The organism is Streptomyces sp. NPDC025806 (assembly GCF_055558275.1).
The window spans coordinates 1-13658 of sequence record NZ_JBVHMU010000030.1 but is presented as its reverse complement, the minus strand read 5'-3'; the positions used below and the strand labels follow the sequence as shown (position 1 = coordinate 13658).

Annotated in this window: 15 protein-coding genes; 13 read left to right on the top strand and 2 right to left on the bottom strand. The window is 69.0% G+C overall.

Annotation, left to right across the window (positions count from 1 at the left end; translation table 11 throughout):
* The first annotated feature begins 159 nt into the window (after positions 1-159).
* The 13 genes from ACZ4E1_RS37565 to ACZ4E1_RS37505 all read left to right on the top strand — a co-directional run bounded on the left by ACZ4E1_RS37565 (position 160) and on the right by ACZ4E1_RS37505 (position 12338).
* A complete protein-coding gene (locus ACZ4E1_RS37565) occupies positions 160-477 on the top strand; it encodes a hypothetical protein (RefSeq protein ID WP_467548091.1) in 318 nt (105 codons plus the stop codon).
* 561 nt (positions 478-1038) lie between these two features.
* Positions 1039-1434 (top strand): hypothetical protein, encoded by a 396-nt coding sequence (locus ACZ4E1_RS37560; RefSeq protein ID WP_467548089.1) that lies wholly within the window; start codon positions 1039-1041, stop codon positions 1432-1434.
* A 266-nt stretch (positions 1435-1700) separates the two neighbouring features.
* Entirely contained in the window at positions 1701-2327 is a 627-nt protein-coding gene (locus tag ACZ4E1_RS37555) for an ATP/GTP-binding protein (protein ID WP_467548087.1), read from the top strand.
* A gap of 19 nt (positions 2328-2346) precedes the next feature.
* Positions 2347-3045 (top strand): SAF domain-containing protein, encoded by a 699-nt coding sequence (locus tag ACZ4E1_RS37550; protein WP_467548085.1) that lies wholly within the window; start codon positions 2347-2349, stop codon positions 3043-3045.
* A 5-nt stretch (positions 3046-3050) separates the two neighbouring features.
* A complete protein-coding gene (locus tag ACZ4E1_RS37545; protein ID WP_467548083.1) occupies positions 3051-3956 on the top strand; it encodes a hypothetical protein in 906 nt (301 codons plus the stop codon).
* 142 nt (positions 3957-4098) lie between these two features.
* On the top strand, positions 4099-5517 hold the full coding sequence (locus ACZ4E1_RS37540) for a CpaF family protein (RefSeq protein WP_467548082.1): 1419 nt from the start codon (positions 4099-4101) through the stop codon (positions 5515-5517).
* Positions 5517-6467: a type II secretion system F family protein gene (locus ACZ4E1_RS37535; RefSeq protein ID WP_467548080.1), complete on the top strand. Its 951-nt coding sequence runs from the start codon at positions 5517-5519 to the stop codon at positions 6465-6467. Before ACZ4E1_RS37540 ends, ACZ4E1_RS37535 begins: the two co-directional genes overlap by 1 nt.
* A complete protein-coding gene (locus tag ACZ4E1_RS37530) occupies positions 6464-7369 on the top strand; it encodes a hypothetical protein (RefSeq protein WP_467548078.1) in 906 nt (301 codons plus the stop codon). The genes ACZ4E1_RS37535 and ACZ4E1_RS37530 overlap by 4 nt, the downstream gene beginning before the upstream one ends.
* A gap of 44 nt (positions 7370-7413) precedes the next feature.
* Positions 7414-7620 (top strand): hypothetical protein, encoded by a 207-nt coding sequence (locus ACZ4E1_RS37525; protein ID WP_467548076.1) that lies wholly within the window; start codon positions 7414-7416, stop codon positions 7618-7620.
* 2 nt (positions 7621-7622) lie between these two features.
* Positions 7623-8015, top strand: coding sequence for a TadE/TadG family type IV pilus assembly protein (locus tag ACZ4E1_RS37520; RefSeq protein WP_467548074.1), 393 nt, complete (start codon positions 7623-7625; stop codon positions 8013-8015).
* Complete coding sequence (locus ACZ4E1_RS37515; protein ID WP_467548072.1) at positions 8012-8512, top strand: hypothetical protein; 501 nt, start codon at positions 8012-8014, stop codon at positions 8510-8512. The genes ACZ4E1_RS37520 and ACZ4E1_RS37515 overlap by 4 nt, the downstream gene beginning before the upstream one ends.
* Positions 8509-8967, top strand: a complete 459-nt coding sequence (locus ACZ4E1_RS37510) for a TadE/TadG family type IV pilus assembly protein (RefSeq protein ID WP_467548070.1) — start codon at positions 8509-8511, stop codon at positions 8965-8967. Before ACZ4E1_RS37515 ends, ACZ4E1_RS37510 begins: the two co-directional genes overlap by 4 nt.
* Positions 8968-8969: 2 nt before the next feature.
* Entirely contained in the window at positions 8970-12338 is a 3369-nt protein-coding gene (locus ACZ4E1_RS37505; RefSeq protein ID WP_467548068.1) for a LysM peptidoglycan-binding domain-containing protein, read from the top strand.
* A 1-nt stretch (position 12339) separates the two neighbouring features.
* On the opposite strand, the gene ACZ4E1_RS37500 is transcribed toward ACZ4E1_RS37505, so the two are convergent.
* Both ACZ4E1_RS37500 and ACZ4E1_RS37495 read right to left on the bottom strand, forming a co-directional pair.
* Positions 12340-13158, bottom strand: a complete 819-nt coding sequence (locus ACZ4E1_RS37500) for a hypothetical protein (RefSeq protein WP_467548066.1) — start codon at positions 13156-13158, stop codon at positions 12340-12342.
* Positions 13159-13339: 181 nt separating this feature from the next.
* Positions 13340-13546, bottom strand: a complete 207-nt coding sequence (locus ACZ4E1_RS37495; RefSeq protein ID WP_467548064.1) for a DUF397 domain-containing protein — start codon at positions 13544-13546, stop codon at positions 13340-13342.
* Positions 13547-13658: the final 112 nt, after the last annotated feature.

Here is a 13658-nt window from a genome sequence, read left to right as displayed (position 1 = left end):
GTCTCCACGGGATCCGCCACGTCGAGCGTCCCGTCCCAGGCAGCATTGCCCGCAGAGCCGGAGAGGCATGCGCGCACCTCTCCGGCTTCGAGCGACCTGCCTCCTACTGACGTACCCGTCGCTGGGGACGGCCCGGGCGGAGATCACGCTGTACAGCGGATGCTCGACCGCGCCTTCCCCAAGGACATGCCAGCCGCAAAGGAGAAAGAGCTCGTCGCCCTCGCCTCCCGCATCTGGACGGCTGAGGTGACAGGCCGGGGGAGGGACGCCTGGCCCGACTACTTCACCGGGCCGCCGCCACATGCCGTGTACCGCGAGGTCCGCATCCAGGCCGGCATCGCGCGCGCAACTACGGACGGGCGCGTCCGGGTGCATCTCGTGTGGGCCGGCACCGACCCTGCTGGCAACGCCGAGGACGGCCGTGCCGCGCGGATTCTCCTCAAGCGCCACAACACCCGTTGGCAGCCTGTCCGTTGAGTGTCGTGTGTAAGGGAACACGTCGACAACCTAAAGAAGCAGCCCCTCCGTCTGTGATTTCGGCCGCGAATGGAATGTCATCTCTTCGAGTGAGCCCGCCGACTGAAACCGCCTCTGGAACGGGAGCGTCCGCATCAATGAAGCCCCCATCTGTCCAGTTGACCGGAATTGATGGCATAGCGTCCCGGCGAGCTGGCAGACCGGGCTGGGATGTTGACCGATTCTTGCGTAGCGTACGCATGTGCACGGCAACCTCATCGGCCACGCTCGCCGCAACCGCACCACTGCGCAGAGCGAGGCACTGCAGGTCACTGGCACGACACCGACGACCAACGGGGAGGCGCTCGGATGCGCACGGGACGAACGCACCGAAGGACACTTCGCAGCCGAAACCGGCTAGTCGGCATGGTAGTTGTTGCGAGCTGCGTATTCGGCGCAACGGCCTGCAGTTCGGGTTCGAAGTCGGACGAGTCTAAGCCGCGGAGTACACCGGCGAAGACCGAAAGGGCAGTCCAACCTTCAAAGTCTGCTGACCCGCAGGCGGCCGAGAAGGCAGCGGTTATGGATGTCTACGACGCCATGACCCGAGAACAGGCCAAGGCCTACCAGAAGGCCGAGGAGAAGGGCACGGACCTCCAGAAGTACGCCACGCTCGATGCGCTAGGGAAGATCCGAATCGATCTGGTGCACATGAAGGAGTCAGGCACAGTAGTCCGAGGCGCCGTGCAACATGACGCAAAGGTCACGTCGCTCGACTTGAAGGCGAAGACTCCGAAGGCGACCCTCAGCGACTGCGTCGACCTGTCGAAGTACGAGACGTACGACCTGAAGGCGAAGAAGGTCATCCCTCTGCCCAGCGAGCAACCGCTGCGCTACGTAGCGACCGCCAAGGCCGAGCGTTGGGACGGCCGGTGGATGGTGACCGACATCGACCCGCAAGGTGGGCCGACATGCTGAGGCGCGGAGCCGCTGTCCTTACAGCCCTATTCCTGGGTGGGCTAGCTGCCCCTGCCGCGCACGCAGACGGCGCAGAAGGTGAAGTGGGCGGATCTCACTGCAGGGGCGCGACGTTGTACGTGAAGGTATGCGCTAAGGACACCTCGCGTGCGCCCGGGCGCAGAGGAAGCGTGGCGAGCGACAGTAAAAGCTCCTCCGCTGGGTCCTCCAAGTCTGACTGCACGTACACCAAGATGGTTCCTCAGCCGCCTGCCGAGAACCTTGCGATGCAGGACGGCAAGAAGAAGGGCGGCAAGGGAGCCGCGTACCAGGTGATGTGCCCCGCGACTGGTCGGATCGGCGTGGTGTGGATCCCTGATGGAGCGAACCCCGCTGGTCCGGCCATCGATCCAGAGGTGGTCGCTCGCCGTGCTGTCGACTCCATGAAGCTCGTCGGCCCGAAGATCGCCAGTCCGCGTCCGGGCGGCGAGTACACCGTGGGCGTGCCGATGTGGCTGTGGGTCGATCAGGGGCCGACGACGTTCGGGCCGAACACGGCGAGCGCGACGGCCGGCGGCGTGACCGTGACGGCCACGGCGAAGGTCACGTCGATCAAGTGGGACATGGGCGATGGCGCCAGGGCCGAGTCCTGTGACGGCCCCGGGACCGACTACAACGCTTATGTCGAAAAGCACCCGTCGGCGGCGAAGGACCTGCAGGAGTCCCCGGACTGCGGCCACTTCTTCCGCGCGTCCTCCAGCGACGAGCCTGACGGCAAGTTCCGCGGGACGGCGACGGCGACGTGGAAGGTCGACTGGCAGGTGACCGGTGGCGGTGGAGAGACGGGGCAGCTGACGGAGATCCGGGAGAGCGACTTCACGGTGAACGTCGGCGAGATGAAGGTCCTCGACTAAAGATGTGGAAGGCAAACCAGTGGCACTGAAGGGCTCAGCGCAGATTCCCGCCCCGCCGGCACCGCCCGGGGGCGACGCCATCGTGCGTCCACAGGTGGGGATCTCCGATCCGTTGCCACCGCGCCGACGCAGCCGATCCGCCATGGCCGCGGGCCTCGGCTGCGTGTTGACCGCAGCGTTGGGCATCGGCTGGCTGTTCAACACCGCGACCGACCGCACGGACGTCCTCGCGCTCGCCCGCGATGTACCAGTTGGGCAGGCGATCACGAACGAGGACCTGAAGGTGGTGGCTCTACCGCCTGACGCAGGCCTGAAGCTCTACGCCGCCGCAGGCCGCAAGGACGTCGTGGGGCGCCGTGCCGCCGTGCACCTGGTGCCCGGATCGCTGCTGTCACAAGGCCAGCTGTCGAACGGCAACGACCTTCGCCAGGGTGAGGAACTCGTGGCGGTCGAGGTGAAGCCGGGTGCCGCCCCGATCAGCGCGATGGAGAGTGGCGACACCGTACGCATTGTGACGCCGGGCGAGGACACCGCCGGGGGCGGGACGTCTGATAAGCCGGCGGGCCTCGATACGACGGGGCGGATCTGGAAGATCGGCAAGCCGGACACGTCAGGGAACACGGTCGTGCAGATCGCGGTCGGCCAGGACGTCAGCGGCACCGTCGCAGCTCAGGCCACTAGCGGCGACATCGCGCTCGCGCTCTCGAAGAAGGGCTGAGTGCGGTGGGAGTGATCGTATTGACGTCCGCGCACAGCGCAGGGACGACCGTCTCGTCGCTTGCGCTGTCGCAGGCCAGTCCGCATGTGTCGCTGTTGGTGGAGGCAGATGCGTCGCAGGGCAGCATCCGACACGGCTATGCCCAGGGCCGGTGGGGTCACGAGGTAGGCCTGTGGCACCTGGCCGAGGCGGGTCTGTATGACCAGCTGGCCGATGTGTTCGAGGCGCACATGCGGCCGCTGGACCAGCAGGGCAACCGGTGGGTCATGCCCGGTCTGACCGACCCTATGCAGGCGGCCGCGCTCGAAGGGACGTGGGAGCCGCTGGCGGGCCTGCTGGAGTCGATGCACCACAAGGCCCACTACGACGTGTTCGTGGACGCCGGCCGCGTTGTGGTGGAGCCCGGCCGTATTCACCCCACGCTGTACCCGGCTCCGTTGCTGCATCGGGCCGACCTGGTGCTGCTGGTCGTACGCAACACCGTGACCTCGGTAGCGCAGTCCGTGCCGGTGGCGCGTGCGCTGCGTGAGGAACTGGACCGCTCGGGCACCGGGGCGGACGCCCTGTGCACGGTGATGATCGCGGAGGAGGGCAGGGGGCGCGGGATGACGTCGAGCGCGATCGCCCAACACCTGCAGTCGCCCGTGGTGGCCATACTGCCCTTCGACCCAGTCACCGCCCGGTTGTTCACCTACGGGCCGGACCGGTCGGTCAAGGCCGGCAAGCTGGAACTGCTCCAGCAGGCACGCAAGGCATGTGAGGCGATCCAAGCCGAGGTGAACACCCGTCGTACGCGCCTGCAGATGCAGCCCGCGCCGGTGACGTCTCCGGTCGTGGCGAGCATGCTGCAGCGGGTTGCCGCCAACCGTCTGCAAGCCCCCGTGACGCAGCAGGGGGCCGGGCATGCCTGACCACACTCAGCCCCCGGTGAACGGGGCCGGAGCCGTGCCGCGCCTGTCCGACCTGCTGCGGCAGTCACCGGCAGCGCAGGCGCCCGGCGGCGCTGGTGGGCCGAGCCTTCCGGCCGGCCGCTCTGTACCGCGGGCAGTCACCGTGCAAAGCGGATCCTCGCCGTCCGGCGTCGATCAGCCCGCAGCTGTGGGGGGCGCGCTGCCGACCGACGCGGCGACCCTCGCGGGGCTGCGCGACAAGATCGCCGACGCCATCGCCGACGCGGACGAGCAAGAGCCGATGCCGTCGGAGGAAGCGCGCCGTGAGCGTGCCCGCGACGTGGTGGCCCGGCATGTGTCGCGGTGGGCGATGCAGGAAGCGGCCAGGCGCACACCGCTGACCCCGTCGGAGATCGAGCGGGTCAGTCAGGACGTCTTCGACCTGATCTTCTCGGCCGGTCCGCTGCAGCGCTGGCTGGACGACGAGGACGTGGAGAACATCCGTGTCGACACGGAGCGGGTTCTCGTGCGCTACCGGTCCAAGCCGACGCAGGAGTTCGCCCCGATCGCCGATAGCGCCGCCGCGCTGGAAGAGCTCATCAATCAGCTCGCGAAGAACTCCGGGCACAAGGAGCGGCGCCTGTCGCCAAGCACGCCCATGGTGTCCTTCCGGCTGCGGGACGGCTCTCGCGCCGAGGCCGGCTCGCTGGCCGCGCGGCCGTACCTGATTGTGAGGCGGCACGGTACCCGCCGCTCCACGATGGAGCAGTTCGTCGAGTGGGGCACGGTCAGCCCGGCGCTGGCTGCGCTGTTGTACGCGTTCGTTCTCGCGGGCAAGAACCTGCTCATTGTGGGGAACGTGGACGCGGGTAAGACCTCGCTGCTGCGGATTCTGGCGAAGATGGTGCCGGCGGACGAGTGGCTGACGGTGCTGGAGTCCGACAAGGAGCTCTACCTCGACGAGGACTACGTCCACGGCGTCACCCCGCACGCCCTGTCCCTCGAGGCCCGCTCTTCCAATGGGGAGACCGACGACAGTGGCCGGGAGATTGGCCGCATCACGGTCGCGGACATGTTCGCGCACTCCATGCGCACCTCCGGTGACCGTGTCATTGTCGGCGAGGTCCGCGGTGATGAGGCGGCCGCGATGCTGGACGCGATGAGTGCGGGCGGCCGCGGCTCGATGTGCACCATGCACGCGGACGAGCCGTCCCTCATCGTTCCCCGTCTGGTGAGCCTGTGCCCCGGCCGGAACCGTGAGGACATCCACGAGGTCATCTCCACGGCCGTCCACTTCATCGTGTTCGTCCGCAAGATCGACCAGCGGCAGATCGGCGGCAAGGTCCACCGGTTCATCTCCCACATCGTGGAGATCCGCCCGGGTGAGGACGGCAAGCCATCGTGGAACTACGTGTTCCAGCCCACGGACACCGATCCGCGCGCCACCTTCCACCGCCCGCCGGTCTGCATCGGTGACCTGGAGAACGTGGGCTTCAACACCGACTGGTTCCAGCCCCAACACGTCGGCTGGCCCCGGCCGTTGGACCTGATCCGCCGCTCCGCTCCGGGGAGGGCCGCCTGATGGCCACCGCCCAGTGGACCCTGCTCGCTGCCATGCTGGGCGCGCTGCTCGCCGTCGGCCTGCTGCTGACGGTGCGCGGCGCGCGCGGTGTGGTCGTGCGGCCCGAGCAGCCGCCGTCGCGTACCGCGCAGGCCATCGAACGGATGCGAACCTCGCTGCCCGAGAAGTGGGCCGCCCGCTACCGGTGGATCGTCATGGCGGCCGCAGCCGCGACGATCACCGGATGGATCGTGTTCCTGCGCCCCGTCCACGGACTGCTGGCCGGCGCGATCGTGCTCGGCCTGCCCTGGATCTGGAACCCGGCGGGCAGCGGCGAGCGGCAGATGCAGCGCCTGGAGGCACTCGCCGAGTGGCTGCAGCAACTCGCCGGCATGCACAAGGCATCGGCGACGCTGGAGAGCGCGATCGACACCTCCGCCTCCCGCGCCCCCGAGGTGATCCGCGACCAGGTCCGCACGCTCGCGGCCCGCCTGCGCATGGGCATGGATCCCGCCTACGCATACCGCCAGTTCGCCGACACCTTCGCAGACGGCGCAGTCGACAACCTCGTGCTTGCCTTCCTCACCCACACACAGACTCCCGGCCGCGGTTTCAGCCACGCCCTGCAGACCATGTCGACCTTCCTGCTGGACGAAGCCACGACAGCGCGGGAGATCGACGCAAAGCGCAACACCTCCCGGGTCGCCACCCGGTGGACCTCGCTCGGCGCGCTCGCCCTGGCCACCTGGGTACTGACCAACCCGTCGTGGAGCGGCGTCTACCGCACCGTGGCCGGCCAGATGACCCTGATCATCTTCGCCGGCCTGTTCACGGTCGCCCTGTGGTGGCTGCGCCGGATGGCCAGCGACCGGCCCGACCCGCGGCTGTTGAACGCTCTGCCCGGCCGCACCCAGAGCTCCGACGCCGTGAGCGGCGTGGCCGCCGACCAGCCCGCGAGGGGGATGCTGTGATCTCACCTGTTGCCATGGGCCTGGGCGGCCTGCTCGGTGGGGGAGTGTTCCTCCTGGTCCGGGCCGCCATGCCCTCCCGCCCGGACCCGGACGCCGTCCTGGGCCGACTCGATGCCACCGGCCCATACACGCCTCGGCCTCTCACCCGCACCGGGACGAAGGACAGCAGCCGGCAGCTGGTGGAGCGCACGGGGACTCTCGTCCTGGCCCGCTACGGGCACCGGGTCACGGTGCCCCGCCAGGACCTCGCCCTCTTGGACAAGACGCCTGCGCAGTTCGTCGGCGACCGGGTCCTGGGCACCATCGCCGCGTTCTTCATGCTGCCGGCCCTCAGCGTGCTGCTCCTGCTCGCCGGCGTTCGGCTGCCTGTCGTTCCGCCGCTGCTGGTGTCCCTGTTCCTGGCGGCCGTGATCTGGCTCAACGCCGCCCACGACCTGCGCACCAAGGCCCAGGCACGGCGCCGGGAATTCCGCTACGCCGTGGCCTCACTCCTGGAACGCGCCCGGCTGGAGCGCGGCGGCAACATCGGCGTGGAGGACGCACTGATCCGCACCGTCCAGGTCGGCGACCACTGGGTACTCACCCGGCTGCGCGCCACGCTTAACCGGGCCGACCTGGCGGGCGTGAACCTGGCCGTCGCCCTCAACGAACTCGGCGATGAGCTGGGCATCCCGGAACTGTCCGCACCCGCCGGCACGTTTTCGCTCGGCACTGCGGGTGGGCAGATCCGTGACGTGCTCGACACCCAGGCCAAGGCGATGCGTACGAAGTGGCGCACCGACAAACTCGCCGCCGCGTCCGGAGCCATCGAGAAACTCCCGCTGCCCAGCACTCTCATTTTCGCCGTGATTCTCGCCATGATCGGCTACCCCGCACTGCACGCCTTCAGCATCCAGGGCTGACCACCCGGCACCCCCACACCCCTTACAGATCAGAGGAGTTCGACATGAAGCTCATCGCCCGACTCAACCGGCGCCTGACCGGTGCCTGGCACTCGAGGCGGTACCTCGTGCACGGCGACGCAGGGATGGGCACGCTCGAGGCGCTCGGGCTCGCTGGCATCGTCCTTCTGGGCGTCGGCCTGTTCGCCGCCGCCTACAACGGCGTCCTCGGCGACCTCATCGACAACTTCAAGTCGGCCGTGGGTAACTGACCATGCACCGGCTCAGACACCTGCTGAAGCGGCAGGGCCTGCAGGGAGACTCCGGCAGTGCCACGCTGGAGTTCGCCGCGCTCGCCCCCATGCTGTTTCTCCTGCTGTGTCTGGGCCTGCAGCTGGGCATCTGGTTCCTCGGCGCCAACGCCGCGCAGACCGCGGCCCGCAAGGGAGCCGAGACCGGATCGTCGTACCAGTCCAGCCCCGGCGCAGGCGCCGACCGCGCCGAGGACTGGCTGGCGCGCGTGGGCATCATGCGCAACGTCCGCGTCTCCACGACCGGGTCCACCGGCGACCGGGTACGCGTCACGGTCGACACGCAGGTCATGAGCATCGTCCCGTTCTGGGACATCCACATCCGCCGCAGCGCTGAGGACGTCGTCGAGAAATGACCAACCTTCCTCGCGCGGCCAACCGAACGCTCCTGGACCGGGTGCGCCGCGCCGTCGCAGGCCGTGTCCCCTCGGGGGACCGCGGGTCGGCCACGCTGGAGGCCCTCGCGTGCCTCGTTGTGGTGCTGCCCCTGCTCGGCCTGTTCGTCGCCTACGGACTGGCAGGTATGGGCGACAACACCGCCTCGAACGCTGCCGCGGCCGCCGCCCGCGCCGCCACCCGCGCCGACTCGCCCGAGGCTGCCCGCGCAGCCGCGCAAGAGGCCGCCAGCTCCTCACTGGACGCATCGGGCAGAACGTGCTCGGCCAGCAGTGTCAAGGTCGACACCACCCACTTTCCCACCGCAGTGGGACAGCAGGGCGCGGTGACGGTAGCGGTCAGCTGCACCGTCGACGTCTCGCAGCTCTCGGTCCCCGGGCTCCCCGGTGCCAAGACGCTCAAGTCGTCCCGGACCAGCTACGTCGACCGGTTCACCGAGAAGGAGGGCACCCGATGAGGCACCGCCGGCCGCGCCGCGGGCACGACCTCGTGCACCGCGCCCGCACCGACGACCGCGGCTCTGTCACGATCTACTTCCTCGGCTTCAGCGTCGTCCTGCTGGCGATGCTCGCCGCTCTCGTCGACTGCAGCGGCATGATCAACGCCTCCGCCGACACCGAAGACCTCGCCGCCGAAGCCGCCCGCGCCGCCGGCCAGCAGATCCGCCCCGGCCAGGCGATCAACGGACGCGGGACCGCCGCCGACCCCGAACAAGCCGCCCGTGCCGCCCGCCAGTTCCTGCACCAGGCCGGAGCCACCGGCACCGTCGAGGTGTCTGACAACGGCCAGAAGATCAACGTGACGGTGAAGGACACCTACCACCCCCTCCTGCTCGGCGCATTCGGCTACGGCGACGTCGACGTCACCGGCCGAGCCACCGGCACCCTCGTGCGCTCCACCCCCGAAGGATGAACATGCCGCCTCTTCGCTCCCACTCGCCGCTGCCTGTGCGGCTGCTGCGGGCCACCGGCAGCCTCATCGCCCTCACCCTCCTGATCGCGGGCATCCCCACGCTGCTCCTGGTGGTCGGCACCCTGCCCGACCAGATGCCCACCGGCAGTCAGATCGGCAACGCGCTCACCTCCTCAGACGACTCCTTCACCCACCTGTTCACCGCCCTGACACTGGTGGCCTGGGCAGCGTGGGCGTGGTTCACCGTCTCGGTCCTCATCGAGGCCTTCTACCTGCTGCGCCACCGCGCCCCGCGCCGCGTGCGCGGCTTCGCCGCCCCCCAGCGCCTGGCAGCCTTCCTCCTGGGCGGCCTGCTGGTCCTTCCTGCCGGAACCGCCGTGGCCGCCTCCGCACCCGCGAGCGCCGCGTCCACTGGGCATGTTCCGCAGCAGATCAGCGCCCCGCAGCACGTCGAAGCCGCGCCCGCCGCACAACAAGGCGCCGGCCGGCAGGTGTACGTCGTCGGCGGGGACGCCGAGACCGTGTGGGGCATCGCGAGCCAGGTCCTGGGCGACGGCCAGCGCTCCACCGAACTGCGCGCCCTCAACCCGGACCTGCCCACCAGCACCATCCTGCCGATCGGGACGCGCCTGGTCCTGCCCGTCGACGCCTCCTACGCGAGCACCTCGACGCCACGCGGAGCCACGGCGACGGTGGCGGCCGCGGAGACCACCAGGACAGCATCGGCCGGGACCAACGACGGCCAGAAGGGCGACCCTGAGACCTACACGGTCCGTCCCGCCGACACCGTCAACAGCATCGCCCAGGAAGAGCTCGGCGACTCCGCCCGCGGAGGCGAGATCTTCGAGCTGAACAAGGGATCCGACCAGCCCTACGGTCACAAGTTCACCGACCCCGACCTGATCTATCCGGGGCAGAAGCTGATCCTGCCCGCGCAAAACCCAGACGCCGCACCCTCGGCCACACCTGAGAAGGAACGTCCGGGCGAAGACGACCGCGCGCATACACCCGACACCTCGAAGCAGCCCCCCGCCGCCGGAGGCCAGGAAGGCCAGGACTCCGGCGCCCCGGCAGGCGGCCCCAGTTCCGCCAAGCCGACACCCTCCCAGGAGAAGAGCGAGCCGAGCGCTGCGCCCTCCACGAGGGCGCCCGAGAAGCCTGAGCCGTCATCGAAGCCGGAGTCGACCGCACCCACACGACAGGCTCCGTCCGAGCCTTCGGCGAAGCCTCAGACCCCGGCACCCGCGCAGACCACCCCTGAGGCCTCCGCAGCCGAACCACAGAGCTCGTCCAGCCCGGTGGCATCAACAGCGGGCCAGATCACTGGGGTCGGTTTGTTGCTGGCCGGCGGCCTGCTCGCCACCCTGGGCCTGAAGCGGCTGCTGCAGCGTCGCCGTCGCAAGCCGGGGGAGACGATCGCCATGCCCGCCGAGCCGGCCCCCATCGAGCAGTCCCTGGAGGCGAACAGCGAGCCGGGCAGCGTCCAACTCCTCGACCAGGCCCTGCGCACCCTGAGCCACCACGCTCAGACACAGGGCGTGCCGCTTCCCGCCGTACGCGGCGCGCGCGTCACCGCCCGCACCGTGGAACTCCTCCTCGCACCCCGCAGCGACGACTCCACCGAAGCGCTGCCGCCCTTCACCCAGCACACACCGACGCGGTGGGTCCTCGACGGCCAGCAGCAGCTCCTCGGCGAAGACGAGGCCCTGGAGATCCCGGCGCCCTACCCCGGGCTGACCACGCTCGGCGAGGACACAGACGGCAGTCACGTCCTCCTCAACCTCACCACGGCCCGAGTCCTGCTCCTGGACGGCGACGACGACGCCGTACGAGCCACCGCGCGCGTCATCGCCCTGGAAGCCGCCACCAGCGCATGGTGCGACCGCGCCGAGATCCTCACTATCGGCCTGGGCAACGAACTCCCGGTCCTCCTGCCCCAGGGCCGGATGCGCGCCGTTCCCCACCTGCGCGCGGCCCAAAGTGATCTGGGCTCCATGCTGCTGGAACACCACCAGATGCCGGATGACGCCCTCGAGCCACTTCCCTGGATGCTGATCTGCGCCATCAGCGCAGACGCGGATGCGGCCCGGATACTCGAACAGGCGCTCATCACCGCCGGTGACTTCCCCGTCGCGGCCGTCCTTCCCGCCCGGCAAGCCCGCACTGTCTTCCCCGACGCCCCCGTGCTGCCCGTCGGCACCAGCGCACCTGCCCGCTTCGACCTCCTGGACAGCGAACTCGTCGCCACCGCCATGAGCGACCAGGACTACCGCGAGCTCGTCACCGCCCTGCGCGGCGCGGAAGAACCGGCACGGCCCGCCGAAGGCCCCTGGCAGCAGGTCCCCCCGGTCACCATCACCCAGACCCCTCTGGTCACCGGCACCGGCACCGACTCCGTCGCGGAGGCCAGCCCAACAACCATCCCGCTCGCCTTCACCGCCGCCAACACCACCACGACCACGCAGACGACCCCCCCTCTGCGCGTGATGCCCCGCCCCGAGGCGGCCGCCGAGCCCACCGACGACGCTGAGGAGCGCGGCGCACAGCCGACAGAGAACGCGGCCCCGCACCCGTCCGAATCGACCCCTCCTCCCGCTGAACAGGCGCCGGCCGACAACGCGGACGAGCAGGCCACAGCACACGACTTGAACGCCCCGACGATCAGCGTGCTCGGCCCCATCACCGTGACCGGAGTCGAGGCCTCGGGGCACGGCTACCGCATCGCCCTGCTCGCCTCCGTGCTCTACTTCCGGCCCGGGATCTCCGCCGACGCGCTGTGCGACGCCATGGACCCGCGCAGTCCATGGTCCTCCCGTACGCTGCAGTCACGCATTTCCGAACTGCGTAACCGTCTCGGCAGAGACCCCGAAGGCAAGCCGTACCTGCCGCCGAGCAAAGCGGGTACCTACCGGCTCGCTGCAGGCGTGCGCTGCGACTGGACCCGCTTCGAGCAGCTGGCCGAGCGTGGCTTGAGGCCCGGCTCGACCGCCAGCCTCCCCGACTTGCAGGCCGCCCTGGACATGGTCCGCGGCCAGCCCTTCGGTGGCGCAGACCTGACCTGGGCAGCTGCCCGCACCCAGGAGATGCTGACCCGCATCACCGACGTCGCACACTCCCTGGCGACCTGGTACCGCACCGCCCCGCACCCGGACTTCGACGCTGCCCGAGCCGCCGTCAAGAAGGGCCTAGACATAGACGACAGCGCTGAAGTCCTGTACCAGGACTGGATGTTGATCGAGGACGCCGTCGGCAATCGGAACGGTGTCACGGCCGCGTACGACACGCTCGCCGAGGTGAACCGACGCCTCAAGATCGGAACCGAGGCGGAGACGGAGATCCTTTACGACAAACTCATGCGCCGGAGCGCCTGATCTATGCGGCGTAGGTGAGGATGACCGTGCGCGGCACCCCGGCATCTCGGAGGGCCCGCGCCCGATGGTTGCCGTTGGTGAAGGTGTCATCGACCCCAGGCCGACAGAAGATCGCTTTTGTCGGGTCGATGAGTGTTCTGAGTGCGGCCAGAGGCTCCTCGCCCGTGCCCATCGCAGCAGCCTGCTCCAGCACATACGAGCACGTGTTCTCCATGGGCACGCGGTGGGAGCGGGCTTGTTCAACGAGATGGACCGCGAGCTCGCATACCGACATCCAGTCCTGCGCGTGGTACCAACAGCAGGAGTGGCGTCCGAAGTGGCGGGCCAAGCTCTCTGGCGCAGATCGTTGCGGCATGCAGAATTCGGTCCGGAACGGTCGGTCATCAGGCAGTGCGGCGACTTCGATGACTTGGAACTCCAGGGAAGGAGCCGTTTCCTCGGCGACCGGCGTGCACGTGCCGCGATTCCCATCTGGGCGCATCCCGATGAGGCGTACGAGATCGGATTCGGGAACCGAAACCCAGCCGGGATCGGCAAGGCGGAAGCGGCCCTGGACCTCGAACGTGACGTATTCGAAGGCGGGCTTTGAACCGTCTCCCAGAAGGTTCTGGATCCACAATGGTGGTTCCGGCTCCTGTGGACAGCAGCGCTCCCAAACGCGGGCGGCGTATGTCTCGGCCCGGTTCGTCAAACTCGCGCCCTCGCCGCGCACTTGGGTTGCCAGGGCGACTGGTCGTAGCCCGCTTTCGGTGAACAGTTGTAGCCGGAACGTGTGCTGGTAGCCGTTGTCGACGGCGCCGACGAATTGGTGGTCGTCCACCGTGCGAGTCCGGAGTCCGGAGTACGCCAACATGGCCGGTCGCATCAGGCTCTCCTCCCGCTTGCAGCGTACGGACCGTCGTAATCAAAAAGGCCCTACCCAGCACGGTAGTTCACTGCGATCTACGCGTGGTCGAGATGGTGAGGGGGCCGCCGGGCGGCCCCCTCACCATCTGCTGCAGCTACAGCTTTCCGGCGCTCACGTTGGTGATGAACGCGGACCAGGCGGATGAGGGAACCGAGGTCATGCCGAGGGATGTGTCCTTGGAGTCCCGCACGGCGACCCAGCCGGAAGCGGTGTGCGCGACCTCGACGCAGTCTCCCTGCGACCCGCTATAGGACGACTTGCGCCACGTGAGTGTCGACGGGGCCGGAGTGGGCGTGCTCATGCTTGTTCCTTCAGCTTAGGGCTGTCCCGTAAATGATCTTCAGGAAGCGGGGTCTGGTTCAGGCTCGTCGGGCGCTCTGCCTGTCAGTTGCGCTGCCTCACGCCCGTGCAGG